The 19,493-nt window shown below is 35.1% G+C and carries 15 protein-coding genes; 7 read left to right on the top strand and 8 right to left on the bottom strand.

All coding sequences use genetic code 11. The features are described from left to right. The first annotated feature begins 187 nt into the window (after nt 1–187). The gene (gene atpD / locus AC0608_RS03420; protein WP_073204939.1) at nt 188–1,699 is read left to right on the top strand and encodes a F0F1 ATP synthase subunit beta; all 1,512 of its coding nucleotides are present in this window, start codon (nt 188–190) and stop codon (nt 1,697–1,699) included. A 73-nt stretch (nt 1,700–1,772) separates the two neighbouring features. After that, entirely contained in the window at nt 1,773–2,054 is a 282-nt protein-coding gene (locus AC0608_RS03415) for a FoF1 ATP synthase subunit delta/epsilon (RefSeq protein WP_478288126.1), read from the top strand. 80 nt (nt 2,055–2,134) lie between these two features. Here the strand turns inward: AC0608_RS03415 and AC0608_RS03410 are convergent, their stop codons facing one another. From AC0608_RS03410 to AC0608_RS03380, 7 genes are all read right to left on the bottom strand, one after another. After that, complete coding sequence (locus AC0608_RS03410; protein WP_417958912.1) at nt 2,135–2,344, bottom strand: helix-turn-helix domain-containing protein; 210 nt, start codon at nt 2,342–2,344, stop codon at nt 2,135–2,137. A gap of 2 nt (nt 2,345–2,346) precedes the next feature. After that, nucleotides 2,347–2,778, bottom strand: coding sequence for a hypothetical protein (locus tag AC0608_RS03405; protein WP_478288125.1), 432 nt, complete (start codon nt 2,776–2,778; stop codon nt 2,347–2,349). 132 nt (nt 2,779–2,910) lie between these two features. Continuing rightward, complete coding sequence (locus AC0608_RS03400; RefSeq protein WP_478288124.1) at nt 2,911–3,330, bottom strand: hypothetical protein; 420 nt, start codon at nt 3,328–3,330, stop codon at nt 2,911–2,913. A gap of 69 nt (nt 3,331–3,399) precedes the next feature. Beyond that, entirely contained in the window at nt 3,400–5,583 is a 2,184-nt protein-coding gene (locus AC0608_RS03395; RefSeq protein WP_478288123.1) for a TonB-dependent receptor family protein, read from the bottom strand. A 206-nt stretch (nt 5,584–5,789) separates the two neighbouring features. Beyond that, nucleotides 5,790–7,346, bottom strand: a complete 1,557-nt coding sequence (locus tag AC0608_RS03390; RefSeq protein ID WP_478288122.1) for a vanadium-dependent haloperoxidase — start codon at nt 7,344–7,346, stop codon at nt 5,790–5,792. Beyond that, nucleotides 7,336–8,259, bottom strand: a complete 924-nt coding sequence (locus AC0608_RS03385) for a transporter (protein ID WP_478288121.1) — start codon at nt 8,257–8,259, stop codon at nt 7,336–7,338. Before AC0608_RS03385 ends, AC0608_RS03390 begins: the two co-directional genes overlap by 11 nt. A gap of 521 nt (nt 8,260–8,780) precedes the next feature. Beyond that, a complete protein-coding gene (locus tag AC0608_RS03380) occupies nt 8,781–9,320 on the bottom strand; it encodes a hypothetical protein (protein WP_478288120.1) in 540 nt (179 codons plus the stop codon). A 295-nt stretch (nt 9,321–9,615) separates the two neighbouring features. On the opposite strand from AC0608_RS03380, the gene AC0608_RS03375 reads away from it, so the two are divergent. The 4 genes from AC0608_RS03375 (at nt 9,616) to AC0608_RS03360 (ending at nt 14,188) form a co-directional block, all read left to right on the top strand. After that, nucleotides 9,616–10,767 carry an aminotransferase class I/II-fold pyridoxal phosphate-dependent enzyme gene (locus AC0608_RS03375; RefSeq protein WP_478288505.1) on the top strand — a complete coding sequence of 384 codons (1,152 nt, stop codon included), beginning with the start codon at nt 9,616–9,618 and terminating at the stop codon, nt 10,765–10,767. Between the two features lie 113 nt (nt 10,768–10,880). Continuing rightward, the gene (gene bioD / locus AC0608_RS03370; protein ID WP_478288119.1) at nt 10,881–11,498 is read left to right on the top strand and encodes a dethiobiotin synthase; all 618 of its coding nucleotides are present in this window, start codon (nt 10,881–10,883) and stop codon (nt 11,496–11,498) included. A gap of 85 nt (nt 11,499–11,583) precedes the next feature. Beyond that, complete coding sequence (gene bioA, locus AC0608_RS03365) at nt 11,584–12,855, top strand: adenosylmethionine--8-amino-7-oxononanoate transaminase (protein WP_478288118.1); 1,272 nt, start codon at nt 11,584–11,586, stop codon at nt 12,853–12,855. 178 nt (nt 12,856–13,033) lie between these two features. Continuing rightward, nucleotides 13,034–14,188 carry a beta-ketoacyl synthase N-terminal-like domain-containing protein gene (locus AC0608_RS03360; RefSeq protein ID WP_478288117.1) on the top strand — a complete coding sequence of 385 codons (1,155 nt, stop codon included), beginning with the start codon at nt 13,034–13,036 and terminating at the stop codon, nt 14,186–14,188. 36 nt (nt 14,189–14,224) lie between these two features. Here AC0608_RS03360 and AC0608_RS03355 read toward each other — a convergent pair whose 3' ends face one another. Continuing rightward, nucleotides 14,225–14,716, bottom strand: coding sequence for a regulatory protein RecX (locus AC0608_RS03355; protein ID WP_478288116.1), 492 nt, complete (start codon nt 14,714–14,716; stop codon nt 14,225–14,227). Nucleotides 14,717–15,107: 391 nt separating this feature from the next. On the opposite strand from AC0608_RS03355, the gene AC0608_RS03350 reads away from it, so the two are divergent. Further along, the gene (locus AC0608_RS03350) at nt 15,108–19,334 is read left to right on the top strand and encodes a RemA C-terminal-like gliding motility protein (protein WP_478288115.1); all 4,227 of its coding nucleotides are present in this window, start codon (nt 15,108–15,110) and stop codon (nt 19,332–19,334) included. Nucleotides 19,335–19,493 lie beyond the last annotated feature (159 nt).

Here is a 19,493-nt window from a genome sequence, read left to right as displayed (position 1 = left end):
GCCATATTTTATCTGATTCGAAGCCTTTTCTCGATTATCTATTAAAAATATCCTTTTTTTATAAAAAAAATTATTGATTTTATATTTTAAAAAATTATCTTTGCGCACTGAAAAAAGCATTTAATCGATACGTATCGGTTGGGATTATTTCATAAACCTAAATAGCTATTTAATAAATACATAAGTAATGTCAAAAGTAATAGGAAAAGTTGCCCAGATCATTGGACCAGTAGTTGACGTAGTTTTCAACGGTAAGGATGTTGAACTTCCAAAAATTTATGATTCGTTAGAAATCACAAAAAAAGATGGTACTTTATTGGTACTTGAAGTACAATCTCACATTGGTGAAAATACCGTACGTACCATTTCGATGGACTCAACAGATGGTTTGAGTAGAGGTTATGAAGTAGTTGGAACAGGAAATCCTATCCAAATGCCAATTGGTGCTGATGTGTATGGCCGTTTATTCAACGTAATTGGAGATGCAATTGATGGTTTAGGAAACTTACCAAAAACAGGAGAAAACGGGATGTCTATTCACAGACAAGCACCTAAATTTGAAGATTTATCTACTTCTTCTGAAGTTTTATTCACAGGTATTAAAGTAATTGATTTAATTGAGCCTTACTCAAAAGGAGGGAAAATTGGATTGTTCGGTGGTGCTGGTGTTGGTAAAACAGTATTGATTCAGGAGTTGATTAACAATATTGCAAAAGGTCACGGTGGTCTTTCCGTATTCGCAGGAGTAGGAGAAAGAACACGTGAAGGGAATGACTTACTTCGTGAGATGTTAGAGTCAGGAATTATAAAATACGGGGACGAATTCATGCACTCTATGGAAAATGGAGGATGGGATTTATCTAAAGTGGATATGCCAGGAATGAGAGAGTCTAAAGCGACTTTCGTTTTCGGACAAATGAATGAGCCTCCAGGAGCTCGTGCTCGTGTGGCACTTTCTGGACTGTCTATTGCGGAATATTTCCGTGATGGAGCAGGAACTGATCAAGGAAAAGATGTATTGTTCTTCGTGGATAATATCTTCCGTTTTACACAAGCAGGTTCTGAGGTTTCGGCACTTTTAGGTCGTATGCCATCTGCGGTAGGCTATCAGCCGACTCTTGCTACTGAAATGGGTGCGATGCAAGAGCGTATTACATCAACAAACAAAGGTTCTATTACATCTGTACAAGCGGTTTACGTACCTGCGGATGATTTAACGGATCCAGCTCCGGCTACAACTTTTGCTCACTTAGATGCAACAACAGTATTATCTCGTAAAATTGCTGAGTTAGGTATTTATCCTGCAGTAGATCCATTGGATTCCACTTCAAGAATCCTTACTCCTCAAATTTTAGGTGATGAGCACTATGACTGTGCACAAAGAGTAAAAGAAATTTTACAAAAATACAAACAATTACAAGATATCATTGCGATCCTTGGTATGGAAGAATTATCAGAAGAAGATAAATTAGCTGTTTCAAGAGCACGTCGTGTACAACGTTTCTTATCTCAACCTTTCCACGTTGCTGAGCAATTTACAGGGTTAAAAGGAGTTTTAGTTGATATCAAAGATACTATCAAAGGATTTAATATGATTATTGACGGTGAATTAGATCACTTGCCTGAATCAGCTTTTAACCTTAAAGGTACTATTGAAGAAGCAATCGAAGCTGGAGAAAAAATGTTAGCGGAAGCTTAAAAATTATAAGTTATGAGTTATGAGTTGTTTCAAATTTTGAAAACTCATAACTCATAATTCAAAACTCATAATTATGTTATTAGAAATAGTATCACCAGAAGCAAAATTATTTTCAGCAGAAGTGACTTCGGTTACATTGCCAGGAGTCGATGGAAGCTTTCAAATTTTGAATAATCACGCACCCATCGTTTCTATTTTAGGAAAAGGTGTCGTGAAAATTACAGCTACTACTTTCGCTTTCGCAAAAGAAGTAGCAAGTAAATTCACGAAGCTAGATGATCAAAATTATGCGCTAGCAATCACTTCAGGAACAATTGAAATGAAAGACAATAAAGTTATTGTTTTAGTTGACTAAAGTAATTTAGATTATAAAAAAAAAGCCTAACAGAATTGTTAGGCTTTTTTTTGGTTTAAAAATTATTGCTCTTTCTTTCACTATGTTTCTTTTACATATTCAATAATATCTCCGGGTTGACATTCCAGAATTTCACAAATTAGCTCTAAAGTCGAAAACCGAATCGCCTTTGCTTTTCCGGTTTTTAAGATAGAAAGATTGGCGGTTGTAATTCCCATTCGATCCGCCAGTTCATTAGAACGCATCTTTCGTATAGCGAGCATTATGTCTAAGTTGATTATAATAGACATGGTTATATTGTTAGATTATTTTCCGTCTCGATGATATTTCCTTTTTTAATAACATCAGAAAAAGCTAATAGCCCAATGCCAATAGCAAGTAGTAATAAATACATGATAATATCAGATAGTATTTGGTCTTCTGGCGAATGATTCATATTCAATAGTCTAATTATGATTCCAAAAACGCTTATTAGCAACAAAAGATACCCACTTCTTTTAAATCTCTCTGAGCTTTTAAAATTAAAAAGCCCTTCTTTAATAAATGCTTGCAGTCCTTTTTGAATATTAAGTATCGCTAATATTAAGATCACTATTCGTAATAACATTATATAAGGACTAAAATTTCCGAAAATAGATTCCTTGTACATTAAAGTTATTTCTTCGCTAGTCATGTTATACCGTAAGCATTCGTCTATTGGGATAGCTAAGATTAATAATCCCATAAAGATTTTTAAAACCCAATTTAAAATAATAATTTTTCTCATATTTTTTTCTTGTAAATATATAAAATTATTGATAAACAATAATTAAATATTTAAAAACAATAATTAATTATCGAAATTAACAAAGATTAGTTAATGGGTTTGTTTGAAATTCATTTCTGTATAATATTTTTCATTGTATTTTCCTGCAACCACAAGGGCTCCAGAAATTAGAATAAGATTTTTGATTATGTATTGTCCAGCTAAAGTTGGGCAGTATGGAAAAGTATCAAAACAGATTGTTTTTAGAATAAAAACGGGAAAAAATGTAGCTGCCATGTGCATTAATAATAGCGGGATAGTATAAGGAATACAACGTTTTATAAGCAAGCCAAGACCTATAAGAACTTCGCAAACTCCAAGAATTGGAATGAATATTTCTGGTTTAAACCAATAAACGGTTTGTTCTACTAATTCGCCCGCCGGACTCCTACCGAAAATTTTCAAAGCACCAAACCAAACGTAAATTATTGCCAATGAAATCCGCATCATATTGACACTGTGTTTTTCCATTTTTTTACTAAATCTAAAATAAAAGAAGTTGAATGTACGCATCATGCTATGTATTCTTTTTAGTTTTGTTTAAATTTTTATGGAAACGGTGCCTGAAACTGTTCTTCCATCTGATGGCCAAATTCCTGGCCCTGGGTAGAATTGAGGCCGTTTTGTGAAATAATGATTATCTAGGATATTGTTAGCATTGATCTGAACTTTAATTTTATCGGTTAATTGTATTGCCAAATTTAAATCGAGTAATTGATAGGAAGGAACTATGCCACTGGCACCACTAATTGATGGTTTAACGGTATTTAATGCGTCAGCAAAACTATCAGAAGTGTAACTGTAAAGGGCTGAAAGACTAACGACAGCGTACGTAAGAGTAAATCCATTTCTACTAATCCAGTTTGGAACACTTTCTACTTTATTTCCACTAACATTAGTATTGGTAGTGCCGGACTTTATAATTGCATCCTGATATTTCGCATCCATATAAGAAGAGGAAGTAAAGATGGATAAACTTGCTTGGTTTCCTATATAGAAATCTTTTTGCAAAAATAATTCGACTCCTTTGGTTCTGGAATCTCCAATGTTAGTTTTAAAAATAATTAGATCGCCTTGTGAGTTGGTTTGTGCGATGCTTCCCAATCGATTATTGTACTGAAGGTAAAAAACGGTTGCATCCCATTTTAAGGACTTCCATTTGCCTCTAAAACCAGTTTCAGCATTATAACCGTAAGCATCTTTTAGATTTTTATTGGAGACTTCATAAATAGAAGTAGGAATAATATCTTTGAATATTACAGGCCGGTACGCTTGTGATGCACCGCCATAAAGATTTATATTTTCGGTTAGATCATATTGTGCACTTATACCAAATAAGGGAAAATTATGTTGAATGGAGTTTGGTAACTCGGCATCTGAGTAATATGTGGTAGTTCCTGTCAATTTGGTTTCGCCCTTTTCTATTCGTGCTCCTGTGTTAACGGAAAATCTATTCGAGAACAACCAGCGATTTTCAATAAATAGTGCAGTGTTATTCGTTTTAAAATGAAGGTCTCTTCCCCATCCCGGAGTGACTAACGATAAGTCAAAGTCAGTTCCAGTTGTTCCCTTGCCTTGCTGTTGGCGGTGCAAATCGTTATTCATGAACTGAATTCCTGTTGTAAACGTATTGGTGTATTTAAAAAATTTATAGGAATGGAGTACCCTAAGTTCTGTTGTGTAACTATTGAAGTGGTCAATGTCAACTTGGCGATTCGTGTATTGAAGTGTTGATGCTTGAACTGCATCATCAATAGTTGCTGGTTTGTCAAACAACACACTGTTTCTGGATCCGAGAACAGCTGATGATGTAAGCTGTAATTGTGTTTTTGGAGCAATTTTCCAATCTATTTTCATTGATGGTATATGAATATTAGGATTGTAATAATTTCTGGATCGAGTGGACATTTTCGGGTTACGGTTAAATAGTTCATCCGTTAGCGGACCAGCAAGATGAGTGACGTAATTGGAATGAATCCATTCTAACTTGAAATGTAGGTTCTTAGAAGGATCATAGAAAAAGGATATTGCTTCGGCATTATACTGCGAATCACTATTGTCTCTATAACCTGTAATCCATTTTTTGTTTATCCAAGTACTGTATCTGAATTTTCCAATTTTACCGGATGCTCCATTGTACGTACTAACCAGTCCATAAGAACCAATTGTATTAATAGTTTCAAAAATAAAGGCTTTGGTGGAGTCTGGTTGTTTACTAATGTAATTAAGCATACCGCCAAACTGGGCGCCGTATTGCAAAGACCCCGTTCCTCTTAGTAATTCAATGCGCTCCACGGCTTCCATGGGAATGTTGTAATGGCTTGCCGGATAGCCATACATATCAGAGTTGGTAATGATTCCATCTTTACGGATGTTAAATTCCCAGCCGCGGTGTGGATCAAGACCACGAACAGCAATGTTCATTTGATTGCCTGTGCCATCCATATCATATACAAAAACACCTGGAACTTTCGCGAAAATTTGCCGTCCATATTTTTCAGTCAGTGCACTATTTTTTTGTGTCATGTCAATGACTTCATTTTTCTTCCCAGAATAAATGTACGTTCCTTGTATTGGGGCAAGTCGAAGAATATCCTGTTTTATCCGAACTGTTTCAACCTTTACAGGGTTAAGATTGTTAATTTTTGTGGAATCTATTTGTGTTTGAGCCAGCATTGGGAGTGTAAAAAACAAGACTGTGAAAACAAATATCGAGGGTTTCATTTTATTATTTTTGAGGATGTTCAGGTTTGTCATTAAATAATTTAGTCTAGCTTTAAATTTTTCAGGATGATGATTAAACTCAGTTATTCATAAAAAAATATGTTTTAATTGTTGAAAAAAGCCCAACAGGTTTCCAACATCTGTTAGGCTGTAGCTGATAAAAGTATTTAAACAAACCATTTACAAATTATCAACTTATATTTTAATTATTCCGCTCCATCTATTGTGGCTCTTGCAACAGCATATCCACCTACTTTTTCACCTAATTCAAGTCCTTTTTCACAATCACTCCTGTAATGAATAGCGCCTAATAAGCGCGAATCAGAGGCCTGTTTAGCCATAGTTGAAAAGCTTTTCGCCTTTGCAGGAATAATATGCGATAAAACGGCACAAGCAGCACCACTAAAGGTAGAGTGACCTGATACATAAGCAGGAAAATTTGGAATCCCGGTTAATGTCTTTATAGATGGATCCATTTGACAAGGCCTTGGATTAAAATAAAAGTATTTTGCATCCCAGCAACTTATAGCCGCGTCCATCATGGCAATATTCAATAACGCCATATTTCTGGCCCATCGTACTTCACTATAATTTTGGGCTACAAATTCTTCAGCAGCAATAGCATTCCAGTGGCCTGGCGGTGTGTACGTACCTACGCCATCAGCCCAAAAGGTAACAATTTCCATGTTTTTTCTAGTAGCATTTTTACTGTTGGTTTTTACTTCAGCTAATTCTTTAGCAAATTGTTCTGATTTCGAGGGAGGTGGTGGGACCGGTCGGCTGGCGATAATCATTTCTGGAGTCATTAAAAATGATTTTACTTTACCAAACATTGGCAACATCGGTGGTCTAGCTGGAAAATCTAGAGATTTCCATGGTATTTCTCCAGTGGAAGCGGTTTGCGTCTCCAGTTGTGTCCAAAGAACCGGATTGCCAATAGCTGCACCAGCACCATCCGCAGCTGCTCTGGCAATAAACTTAGCGGCAATTTTTCTGCCTAAAATAATTCCAGCATCAACATCACTTCGAACATTGGCACCACTAATAATGCGATATATTTTTTGCTCTTCTGCTTTTTCTTGTATGTAAGCGATTTCTGTTGGGAATAATAATTTTAACAGTTCAACAGTTACTCCTGCTAAAACAGCATCTTCGGATGGATACGAAGGCAAGGTGCTTTTTGGGATTAAAACGGGTAACGTTGCATCAACTGTAAAAGGTGCCGCTCTGTTGTATAGTTTTTTATAGTGCCAAGTAGCAATCATCGCATCATATTGTGCGGCACTCACATACGCATACGCTCTGGCAGCGTAAGGAGGGTTTGAAAACGGAAACTGCGGATTCGAAAACGGATTTGCTCCGGAAGGTGCAGGATATGTTCCGTCTTGATTTTGATACGGAGGCCGATTGTGTCGGGACACTAATGTTCTCATGATTTCATTCCAGCGTAGTACCCCTCCGGCGCTCCAGTATTTGATTATTTTGTGTTGTTCCGGAGTTATGTTTTGTTGGTAACTTTTAATCTCGTTAATTTCTCTTGCAAATGCAGGGGTATTAGCTGCTACCGGTGCGTCAAGTGAGAACTCATCGGCTGAAGTCAATAAGAATGTTTTCCAAGTCCCTGCAAGCACATCAGAATTAGTCGGATTCAATTGAGGAAATTGCTCGTTGCGTTCTGTTAACTCATCACTACACGAGTAGAGTAACGCAAGTAATAAAACCAAAAGAGTATTTGAGGCTATTTTTTGTATTTTATTTTTCATCTTGTTGTGTTGTTTTTTTTAAATTAATAACATAAAATAAACCGCCATAAAAGGTATTGGATTGCCCTACATTTCTCCCTTCAGTGACAAAATTGCAGCCTCCTATAATAGATAATGCTGGTATTTTTTTGAGCGTATATTTAGTATTCAAGCCAATTTTTAACACATTCATAGTATTGCTAGGAAAAGGCATGTTGTTGGTAGTAATGTCAAATCCTCCAGATTGAGTAACCCAATTGTCTAGAATCACTTCCGTTATTAATCTGTTAGAGCGGTATCCAATCCTAAAGTTTACCGAAATTGCATCTGGCATATTAACTTCATTAGTGTAGTGCATTTCGGTAGTGTAATAGGCATTTCGGTCAATGGTAATATTAGCCCTTTTTACATAAGCGCCTGATATAGTTGTGAAAAAATTGCCTCTTTGGTAATCACCCATTAATCGCAAAGAAGCCGTCTTGCTCTGTAAACCCAAGCTTAATGGAAGATAATCAGCTGGGTAATTAGATACTGGAGCCGAAAGTCCTCCAAGCGCATATAAAGCATAAGTAGCGTTTCCAATTGTTTTTTCAAACGGCATATATTTTACCGTAAGCGATACATCCTGTAATCCTTTTTGACTTTCCATTGTTCCTGCAGAGGCAGTCGTTTCTATGTAAGGTAGGCTAAAAATAAGATTCAATTTATCAGAAACCCCATAATTGCCCATTAAAGCCACTGACGTTGTGGATACGGTGCCAAAATTGAGGTTTTCTCTTTTAAATGTTCCTTCCCAATACTTGTCCCAACTACTGTATTGGTATACTGTTCCAAAACAAAAATTGCCTTTACTCATCATGATTCCATCAATCTCTGTTTGAGCATTCATAAATAAAGGTGCCAACAGCAGGCAACTCAAGTAAAATTTTTTCATTAAAAAAATGGTTTCGGTTAATAGTTTTATACTTTAAAAGATCTTTTGGTATTCTCGTGGCACTGCCTATGAGGCAAACTGCTTGTTGAAATCGGGATGGTAATCCCACGGTAATCGAGTAACCTGCAAATGCCACATCTCCTTGAGCAGGAATACCTACTTTGGGTGCATTTTCTTTGTCGTTAACACTTTGTGTACGATTGAAAATTACGGCAAATGATATTGAAGCAAACAGAACGAATTTTTCACTCGGAGTTTACTAAGTTTTCAGGTTTTAAACCAAAGGAGATAGTCCTAATGGTTTAAAACAATTGGCAAAAAAATAAAATAATAATGTGAATTGGATTGGCGAATCAATGATTTTATTGAAGGAATAAGGTACTTCTCGCCGTAAATTTATACCAATGTAGCTAACACTAATCAATTTTAATATCAGAACCCAGAGGCGATATATTAATTTTAAAAAGTAATACTAAATACTATGGATTCAGTATTGTAATGTTTTTGGTATAAAATATAAATTAAACGAAATCCGGAGGTGTGTAGGGTAAAGTGAAATATCCAGAGCGCAAAGACTCTTTTGGATTTTTATTAAATGCAACAAGCTCAGTTTCTTTTTCGGTTAAAAAAGACATACAAATGGCTGTGTTGGCTACGTAATCTTTAAGGAAAGATTTTAGTAATTTTTTGACTGGAGACTCTTTTGATGAAGATCCGTTGAATAATTGATTGTCAACAATGTCTTTTAAATCCTGACTTATAGCATCTTGGTGAGAATTGCGCAAGTAGTACAAGCTTAAGATATTGTTTTGAATTCTTTTCTTGAAAATATGATAGCTTTTGTTGTTGATAATCACATCTTCATTTACGTATTTAAAATCAGTGTCTTCAATAAAAGAATATAAAGTTGCATTTAATTGGATTATTTGAAACTCAGGATCCTGTCTTTTTTCCATAGAAGATACCCATGCCTGCTCTTCTTGATAAGCAAACATCAGATAGTATCCCATCACGTTGTAAAACAACGTTACTAATAAGAAAAGTGATGCAATTCGTTTCATATTTGCCGAAAGTAGAAAACTATTTAATAAGTTAACATCTTCAATATTAATTTTAAGTTTTTTTTAACATAATTTTATGAATTTTATTAATCGAAACCGTTTTCGGAAAATTTTAGGACTATTTTTTTTAGTATTGTTTTTCAATTGTTAATTTTTAATCAATTTAACTTTAATCAATTTTAAAACGACATCTGAAATTAGAATTAATGTGCCAAAATTCATTTATTTAGACAAATTAGCAAACAAAATGGAAGCAAAATTCAGAAACCGAAAAAGATGCCTATTTTTGTCTACTATGAAACATTTCCCAAAAAATCTATCCGCTAAACTGGCATTTCGAAAGCAGAATAATGCGTTGCGACAATTGCCTTTGTCAAGTAAAGCGATTGATTTTTCATCTAATGATTACTTGGGTTTATCTCAGTCAGCAGCTATTTTTGATCAAACGCATCAGTATTTAATAAATACTAAAATCATTCAAAACGGAGCTACAGGTTCTCGATTATTGTCAGGTAATCATAAACTGTATCCAGAAACAGAAGATTTCATTGCTCAGTTTCATCAATCCGAAACCGCATTAATTTTTAATTCGGGCTATGATGCTAATATTGGTTTTTTTGGTGCAGTTCCCCAAAAAGGCGATTTAATTTTATACGATGAATTGTGTCATGCTTCTATACGAGACGGAATTCAATTGTCGAATGCCAAAGCCTATAAATTCAATCACAATGATTTTGAAGATTTAGAAAAGTTGATTGTACGGAATCCAGATACGGTTATTTATATCGTCACCGAATCTGTTTTTTCAATGGACGGAGATTGCCCTAATCTAGAACAGCTGACCCAATTGTCTACGAAACACGAGTGTTATTTAGTTATTGATGAAGCGCATGCTTTGGGCGTTTTTGGTTCAAAAGGGGAAGGATTTGTTCAAATGCTAGGCTTACAAGATCATGTTTTTGCCCGCATTATGACTTTTGGAAAAGGATTGGGATGCCACGGAGCCGCGATTTTGGGTTCGGTTGAATTGAGAAATTATTTAGTAAATTTCGCCAGAAGTTTTATGTATACCACAGGACTTTCACCACATGCTGTTGCGACAATTTTGATTGCGTACCAGCATTTAAAAAATGATTCGGCTCCAATTTTAAGACTAAGAGAAAATATTGTTTTTTTTAATCAGCAGAAAAATATGTTGAGTTTAAAACCGCTTTTTGTGCGAAGCAAATCGGCAATACAATCAGCGATTATTCCGGGAAACGAGAAAGTCAAAACCATTGCCAGTCAGTTACAGGAAAAAGGATTTGATGTAAAAGCCATACTTTCTCCAACCGTTCCTGAAGGGCAGGAACGCCTGCGTTTTTGTTTACACAGTTATAATTCAACTGAAGAAATCTCGGAAGTGTTAAGTTTGTTGAGTACTTTTGTTTTTACAGCGCAAGGATGATACGGATTAAGCAAATTATCGTTAATATTTAAATTTAAGAGGGCTGATTTATTGAAAGAAAATAAAGTGAAACTATTTTTAAGGGAGTGAATCTTTATGAAACAGAAAAATTTATGAAACTATTCATTACAGGAATTGGAACCGATGTAGGTAAAACGATAACCTCGGCCATTATAACGGAAGCTTTAGAAGCTGATTATTGGAAACCCATCCAAGCGGGTGATTTAGAAAATTCGGACAGCCATAAAATCAGATCTTTTTTGTCCAATAAAAAAACAGTGATCCACCCCAATAGTTATGCTTTAAAGACGCCAGCAAGTCCGCATCTCGCAGCAGAAATAGACCGAATTACCATTAATTTAAAAGAGATTATAGAGCCTAAAACGAACAATCACTTGGTGGTTGAAGGTGCAGGAGGTGTTTTTGTTCCGTTGAATTCAAATGACTGTGTTATTGATTTAATTCAACCCGATTATAAAGTGGTTGTGGTTTCCCGTCATTATTTGGGAAGTATCAATCATACGTTATTGACAATTGAAGGATTGCAAAACCGAAAAATTAAGGTAGCAGGAATTGTATTTTCTGGCGACGAAAATAAAGCGACCGAGGATATAATTTTAAATAAAACGGGCATAAAATGGATTGGGCGAATAGAGCAAGAGCCTTATTTTGACCAAAATGTAATAAAAGAATATGCTGAATTGTTCCGGGAAAAGCTATTGGAATTATAAATTAAGAAATAAGAAACAGGAAGTATGGATACGCTATTGTATGAATTCTTCTATCTTGTTTTTTACTTCTTTTATCTAAGATAAAATGAACTTAACAGAAAGAGATGGCCAATATCTTTGGCATCCGTATACCCAACACAAAACGGCAGCATTGCCTATTGCCATCAAAAAAGGAAAGGGCGCTTTGCTTTGGGACGAAAATGATAAAGAATACATTGATGCAATTGCGTCCTGGTGGGTGAATCCTTATGGACACTCGAATACCTTTATTGCTGATGCGATTTACAAACAGCTCACGACATTAGAACATGTGTTGTTTGGCGGATTTACACACGAACCCGCTATTTTGGTAGCGGAGAAATTGATGGAAATTTTACCGAAAAACCAACAAAAAATATTTTTTTCTGATAATGGCTCTACTGCAGTTGAGGTTGCAATTAAGGTAGCTTTGCAGTATTTTTATAATAAAGGAGAAAAGAGAACTACAATAATCGCTTTTGAAAATGCTTTTCATGGCGACACGTTTGCGGCTATGGCGGCAAGCGGAATTTCATTTTACACCCAAGCTTTTCAGGGAATGTTCATTGATGTGGTTCGGATTCCAGTTCCTGTAAAAGGACAAGAACAAGAAAGTTATGATGCGTTACAATTGGTTATAAAAAAGCACAGTTGCGCTGCTTTTATTTTTGAGCCATTGGTCCAGGGAGCCGCTGGAATGGTTATGTATGAGCCGGAGTCATTAGATCACTTGATGCGAATTTGTCAGGGAAATAAAGTGCTTACTATTGCTGATGAAGTTATGACGGGCTTTGGAAAAACAGGTAAAACTTTTGCAATGGATTATTTAGTAGAAAAACCGGATATGATGTGCTTGTCTAAAGCGTTGACCGGAGGGACTATTCCTATGGCAATTACTACTTTTACTCAGGATTTATTCGATGCTTTTTATGATGATGATATTAATAAAGCCTTGTTTCATGGGCACACTTTTACTGCAAATCCAACGGGTTGTGCGGCGGCTTTGGCAAGTTTTGACTTGTTGCAAACTACTGAAATGCAAGCTAATATTGTTCGGGTCAATCAACGCCATTTAGATTTTGAGCAACATATAAAAAACCATCCAAAAGTAACCACCACTCGTGTTTTAGGAGTCATTTTTGCTTTAGAAATAAAAACAGAAAGTGTCGCCAGCTATTACGGAAGCCTACGCAATACACTCTATAATTTTTTTATTGAAAACGGGGTTATTTTGCGACCAGTAGGGAATATTGTTTACATTTTGCCTCCCTACATTATAACGGATGCGCAATTGCAAAAAATATATCAAGTAGTTGAAAATGCATTAGATATTGTTTAGTTGCAGGTCGTATATTTTTCTAAGATATAAAATCGAAAAGAATTAAAAGACCTGTAGAATTAAGGTAAAGTAGTGTTGCCTGCAAGTAATTTTTGCTGCAAAGTTTAGAAAGATTGCAAACATCTCTGTCACTTTTGGAAAAACTTTGCGACCTTTGGGGTTAAATAACAGTAGTACTTTGTCTAAAAAAATTTCCATTACAGCCATAGCTTCCATCTCACCTTTAGGAAATACACCTGAAGCTATTTGGAAAAATTACCTCAATGATGAACATTGTTTTTCGGAATCAATTTTGGATCATAAAAAAACGTATGTTGCTAAATTGGATCCGGATTCAAAACAAAGTGTAGATGCTATAAGTGAGTCAGATCATAAATATAAATCGTTAGACAAATCAGTTTTGTACGCGATGGCGGCTTCGCGAATAGCAGTGGAAAAAGCGGGCTGGACTACAAAGGATATTTTTGGAATTAATATTGGTTCATCCAGAGGAGCAACAGATTTATTCGAAAAACACTATCAGGAGTATTTAGAAACTGGAAAAGCACAAACGTTGGCTTCTCCCACGACCACTTTGGGGAATATTTCTTCCTGGGTTGCGCATGATTTACAAAGTTCAGGTCCGGAAATTTCTCATTCTATTACGTGCTCTACAGCTTTGCATGCTGTATTGAACGGAGTGGCTTGGCTTAGAGCAGGAATGGCAGATAAATTTCTGGTTGGTGGTAGTGAAGCGCCATTGACTGATTTTACGATTGCTCAAATGCGCGCTTTAAAAATATATTCGAATAGTGCGGCAGCGTATCCAAATCGTGCGTTTGATTTAGAAAAAAAACAGAACACGATGATTCTTGGCGAAGGTGCCGGAGTTTGTTGTCTTGAAGTGGGTGAAACCGAAAATGCATTAGCATACATAGAAGGGATTGGGTACGCTACTGAAATTCTGGAACATAATATTTCTATTTCTACCGAAGCGATTTGTTTCCAGAAATCAATGAAAATGGCCTTACAAAACACTAATTTATCCGAAGTAGATGTTATTGTAATGCATGCTCCTGGAACTATAAAAGGGGATTTGACAGAGTATAAAGCAATTCAGAAAGTTTTTGGTATCTCACTTCCCTTGTTGACTACCAATAAATGGAAAATAGGACACACTTTTGGAGCTTCAGGAATATTAAGTATGGAATTAGCAATACTGATGATGCAGCACAACACGTTTATCGGAGTTCCTTTTGCGGAAGCACAAATACAAAAGAGACCCATCCGTAAAGTATTGATAAATGCAGTAGGTTTTGGCGGAAATGCAGTGAGTGTGCTTTTGAGTTTATGATTGGTAAAAAAGAGCGCATTTACATTAGGAAATGGTCTAGAAATCCATGTCGTTTGTGTTTAAATTCTCCAGCTCTTTTGCTTTCTCATACACCAAATTACTTTCAAATCCTTTGCGTAACAAATAATCACAGAATTTTTTTCTTTTTTTTAATAAATTGGGTTCTCGTATGAATTCCCAATGTCTCTCTGCTAGCGCATGAAAAGTTGATGCATACTCTTCCATGGTAATTTCTTTGAGTGCCAGGTTAATGTTGTATTGAGTGATCTTTCTAAATTTTAATTCATTGACGATTCTAATTTTACCCCAGAACTTAATACGGTGTTTCCCTCTGGCAAAACTACAAGCGAAGCGTTCTTCATTGAGAAATTTTTCGGAGATAAGATGCACTATGATCGTGTCGATTTCATCAGATTCCATTTTCATACTTCGCAATTTTTGAACCACTTCTTCGTGACAGCGTTCCTGATAGGCACAATAATGCTCTATTTTAGGTATGGCCACTTTTAGGGTATAAATCGGGTTCATTTTTTTGTTTTATAAGTGTTCAAGTGACTAAAATTTCTAAAAGTGTCAAAAATTCATATTCAAAAATAGCAATTTATATCTATACTGTCTTTGATTAGGAACTATTCTATTCTTAAAGTAAGTTAGACTATAATCAATAATATAATTCCCTCATGAAGTTTCAGCGTTTTAAATAAAGGGAATTAATAAAGATGGGGAATGTATAATTATTGATTTCGGTATTAAAAAAACGTGTTTAAACAGATTATTCTGTATTATATCGATAAAATTAAATTTTATTTATAAAACGTAGCGATATTACACCACTAATTTTTTTTAATTTCTTTGGTTAGAAAAGAAAATAAAAATTTGTTGAATTTAATCGTACGATTTATAAAATAATTTATAGCACATGAGTAAAAAATTACTTTTACTAATTCCGTTTTTTTTTAGTTTTATTTTGGGCTATGGTCAAGTAGCAAATTACTCTTTTTCACAAGCTAGTGGTACTTATGCAGCTCTAACGGGTGTGCCGAATGATTCTTGGAATGATTTTGTAACCGGGAATACTATCCCAATTGGATTCTCATTCAATTTTAATGGAATTAATTATACTACTTGTTCTGCTAATTCTAATGGATATATTACTTTTGGAACGACACTTTCTTCTGCTACAAGTTATACTCCTATTTCTTCAAATACTGGGTTTGAGGGTGCAATTAGTGCTTTGGGAATGGATTTAGTAGATAATAATTCAGCCATTGTTTATGGATTAATAGGTAGTGCACCCAATAGAGTTTTTGTAATGCAATGGACTAATGCCCGACGATTTGATAATGGAACAAGAAATGGGAATTTCGATTTTCAAATTAGATTGAATGAATCATCTAATGTGATTCAAGTAATTTATGGTGGTTGTGCTACTAATTATAATACTGATCTGACTGCTCAAGTTGGATTACGTGGGTTAAATAATACTGATTTTAATAACAGATTAGTGACTAATAACTGGCCAACATCTACTGCGGGTATTAATAATACCGCTAGTTGTAGAACAGGTAATGGTTCAGGGGAATTGCCGCTAAATGGCTTAACCTATACCTGGACACCCAAACCAGTTATTACTAGTTTTACACCAAATAATGCTTGCGCTGCACCTGGGATTTCGGTAGTTATTACTGGAAGAAATTTTACAGGAACAACGGCAGTAAATTTTAATGGGGTTCCAGCATCATTTACGGTAAATAGCAATACACAAATAACGGCTCAATTACCAGCTACAGCCACAACTGGATTTATAACTGTAACTACTTCTGGTGGGACGGGGACCAGTCTTAGTAGTTTTGTGGTAAATACACCTGTTGGAGACCAAATATCGTATGGTAATAATTCCTGGTTAGGTTATGTTTATGCTAGCACAAACGGAGGAAATCCTCCTAGTAATGCGTTTACAACGAATTATTCTGGTTATGTTTCTCAGGCAGAGATATTTGATCTGAATTTAGTTAATGGGTCATTGTCAGGCCCTAATTTGTGCAATACTTATGCTGATAATTTTGCTATTCGTTTTAAAATGAATAAAAATTTAGTTGCAGGATATTATACTTTTAATGTTGGCGGTGATGATGGATATCGGTTGAGTCTGGATGGGGGAGCAACATATGTTATTGACAATTGGGGTGCTCATTCATATCAATCTACAACTTTTACGGCTTTTCTTAACGGAAATACAAACTTTATTCTAGAATATTTTGAAAATTCAGGAGAATCAAGAGTCCAGTTTTCCTATACTTCTTGCACTACGATTTCAACTGCTCCTACAGCTATTGCCGGTCCAACGGCAATATGTAACGGAGATACAACTACCCTAACGGCTACTGGTGGAACTACAGCTACAAATTCTGTTTATCAATGGGGAACTGGTTCTACTATTGGAAACAATATAATAGCGGGCCAAACGGGTGTTTCCTTAATTGTAAATCCAGTTGCAACGACAGTATATTGGGTCAGAAGATTAGATTGTAACACCTACCCGACTGGTGGAGTAACAAAAACAATTACCGTGAATCCTCCAGTGACTATTAGTTTAGCTAAAACAGACGAGACTTGTTCAGTAAATAATGATGGTAAAATTAATGCTACTCTTTCTGGTGGACTTACTAATATACGTTACGTAAAACTAACACAAAAGTATGCTTCATGGCAACAAGTACAAGAGATTCAGGCATTTGAGATATTTACGGGTGTAAATGTTGCTTTGGCATCAAATGGTGCTTTAGGGATATCAACCTCAAATTATTTGAATGATGCTGTAAATTATGGACCTCAAAAGGCCATTGACGGTATTTCTACAGGTAATAATTTTTGGCATAGCAATTCAACTAATATTAATGAGTCGATAAATATTGATCTTCAATCAGGAAAAAATATCGATTATTTGAGAATATATAATCGCTCGGATTGTTGCCAGGATAGAGGCCAAAACATGTTGCTGGAACTTTTTGATGGATCTAATAAATTATTGTATTCAAAAACTGTAAATTTATGGGAAAATATTAATGGACCTCATTATGTCGATATTAATGTTTTAGATGTCAATTGGTCAGATGGTGGATCGGGATTAAATAGGGTAGGCCTTGATACGGGTAATTATATTTTTAATTATGCCGATGCGACCAGTTGTTCTAATAATACGTCAATAAATATTGGATCAATAAATACATCACCATCAGCGCCAGTTGCATCAGCCCTTATACATCCTAATTGTGCTATTGCTTCAGGAAGTGTAACTTTAAGTGGTTTGCCAGCAACGGGAACCTGGACTTTATATCAAAACGGAGTTTCAATAGGTATGGGTACTGGTGATATTAAGATTATTAGTGGTTTGGCTCCAGGAAACTATAATTTTACGGTTAGTAATGGTACTTGTATGTCTCCGTTGTCTTCAAACGTATTGATAAATCCATTGCCATTGGTCGCTACTTACAATGGAAGTTGGACAAATGGAATTCCAACGATTGATCAAAGTATTGTTTTTGCAAGTAGTTATTCTTCAATAGGAAATTTAGAAGGTTGTAATTGTACAGTTAATGCAGGTGTTAAGGTAGTTATAAAGAATTCACATACTTTAAAAATAGCAAACGAAGTAACAGTAAATACTGCAGCAGGTACCAGTTTAACTTTCGAAAACAATGCAAGCCTTATTCAAAACAATGATGCTGCTATAAATTTTGGGAACATAATATATGAACGTGAAACGGCTCCAATTAAAAAGTTTGATTATACGTATTGGTCATCACCTGTATTAAGTCAAAAATTAATTGATGTATCTCCGAATACGAATAATGATAAATTTTATTCTTATAATGCTTCAATTAATGATTGGAAAAAGGAAAATCCACAAGATTTGATGCAAATAGGGAAGGGTTATATTATTCGAGCACCTGAAAATATTGCAGTTCCACCCGCTCCAATGGGCTTGTATAAAGCTTCCTTTGTGGGTGTACCATTTAACGGGGCTCTCTCAATTCCTGGAATTATTGCGGACAGACCCTATCTTTTAGGAAATCCATACCCTTCTGGATTAGATGCGGATAAGTTTTTAATTGCTAATAGTTCAGTGTCTGATGGAACACTTTATTTCTGGACACACAATACTGCAATTGGAATTGGGGTTAGTAATCCTGGTACTGGAGATTATGCGTATTCATCAGATGACTATGCTACTTATAATCTTACTGGGGGAGTTGGGACTGGAAATTATATAGGTGGTGTTGAGCAAACAGGAAATAAACCAACAGGGAAAATTGCCTCTGGTCAAGCATTTTTTAGCAGTACTAAAAGCGCTCCAACAGGGAGTACTATTATTTTTAATAATAGTATGAGGGTAGATGTCGATGGTAAAATAATTGGGAACTCTGAGTTTTTCAAAATAAAGAACTTAGAGAAAAAGACAAATACAGTTGAAAAACATCGTATTTGGTTGAATATTACTAATGTGCGTGGTGCTTTTAAACAAATGTTAGTTGGGTATGTTACCGGTGCTACAAATGGAATTGACACTTCTTTTGACGGAAAAAGCTTTAATGGAAATGAGTTCCTAGATTTTTATAGTGTCATTGAAAACGAAATTTTAACGATACAAGGCAGAGCGTTGCCATTTAATGAAAATGATACGGTATTATTGGGTTATAGTTCTACAATGGGGGGGGATTTTTCTATTAGAATTGATCAGGTTGACGGACAATTAATCTCTCAAAATGTTTATATAGAAGATAAGACTGATAATTCTCTTCATGATCTAAAAAAAGCAGCCTATAATTTTAAAACCGAAAAAGGAGTTTTTAATGATCGTTTTGTACTGCGTTATACAAATAAAACATTAGGTCTTGGAGATTTTGATAAGATTGAACAAGCGGTTTCGGTATCAGTAAAAAATAAGCAAATTAAAATCAATTCGGCATTAGGAATAATTGATAAGGTTTTAATTTATGATTTACTGGGTAAGCAGATTTATAAAAAGACGAATGTTGAAAATAACGAATTTATGGTACGAGATCTAGGATCAAGTGAGCAAGCTTTAATAGTGAAAACGATTCTGCAAAATGGTCAAACGGTAACGAATAAAATTATACTTTAAAAAGAATCTAAAATAGATTTCAAAATCCCATTCTGTATATTCAGAATGGGATTTTTTTCATAAAAAACAGTTGCAATTCATATTAAGATATAAGTGTAAATATCACTAAATGTGGGTATTGTAATGAGAAAGGATTGTTTATATATTTATAAAAGTTAT

This window comes from Flavobacterium sp. GNP008, from assembly GCF_056428965.1.
The sequence above is the reverse complement of the archived record's forward strand: the minus strand, read 5'-3'. Positions and strand labels throughout refer to the sequence as shown.

Excerpts from the sequence above, each read along its gene's own strand:
- atpD (WP_073204939.1), top strand. The coding sequence starts at position 188 with ATGTCAAAAGTAATAGGAAAAGTTGCCCAGATCATTGGACCAGTAGTT.
- AC0608_RS03415 (WP_478288126.1), top strand. The coding sequence starts at position 1,773 with ATGTTATTAGAAATAGTATCACCAGAAGCAAAATTATTTTCAGCAGAA.
- AC0608_RS03410 (WP_417958912.1), bottom strand. The coding sequence starts at position 2,344 with ATGTCTATTATAATCAACTTAGACATAATGCTCGCTATACGAAAGATG.
- AC0608_RS03405 (WP_478288125.1), bottom strand. The coding sequence starts at position 2,778 with ATGGGATTATTAATCTTAGCTATCCCAATAGACGAATGCTTACGGTAT.
- AC0608_RS03400 (WP_478288124.1), bottom strand. The coding sequence starts at position 3,330 with ATGGAAAAACACAGTGTCAATATGATGCGGATTTCATTGGCAATAATT.
- AC0608_RS03395 (WP_478288123.1), bottom strand. The coding sequence starts at position 5,583 with ATGAAACCCTCGATATTTGTTTTCACAGTCTTGTTTTTTACACTCCCA.
- AC0608_RS03390 (WP_478288122.1), bottom strand. The coding sequence starts at position 7,346 with ATGAAAAATAAAATACAAAAAATAGCCTCAAATACTCTTTTGGTTTTA.
- AC0608_RS03385 (WP_478288121.1), bottom strand. The coding sequence starts at position 8,259 with ATGAAAAAATTTTACTTGAGTTGCCTGCTGTTGGCACCTTTATTTATG.
- AC0608_RS03380 (WP_478288120.1), bottom strand. The coding sequence starts at position 9,320 with ATGAAACGAATTGCATCACTTTTCTTATTAGTAACGTTGTTTTACAAC.
- AC0608_RS03375 (WP_478288505.1), top strand. The coding sequence starts at position 9,616 with ATGAAACATTTCCCAAAAAATCTATCCGCTAAACTGGCATTTCGAAAG.
- bioD (WP_478288119.1), top strand. The coding sequence starts at position 10,881 with ATGAAACTATTCATTACAGGAATTGGAACCGATGTAGGTAAAACGATA.
- bioA (WP_478288118.1), top strand. The coding sequence starts at position 11,584 with ATGAACTTAACAGAAAGAGATGGCCAATATCTTTGGCATCCGTATACC.
- AC0608_RS03355 (WP_478288116.1), bottom strand. The coding sequence starts at position 14,716 with ATGAACCCGATTTATACCCTAAAAGTGGCCATACCTAAAATAGAGCAT.
- AC0608_RS03350 (WP_478288115.1), top strand. The coding sequence starts at position 15,108 with ATGAGTAAAAAATTACTTTTACTAATTCCGTTTTTTTTTAGTTTTATT.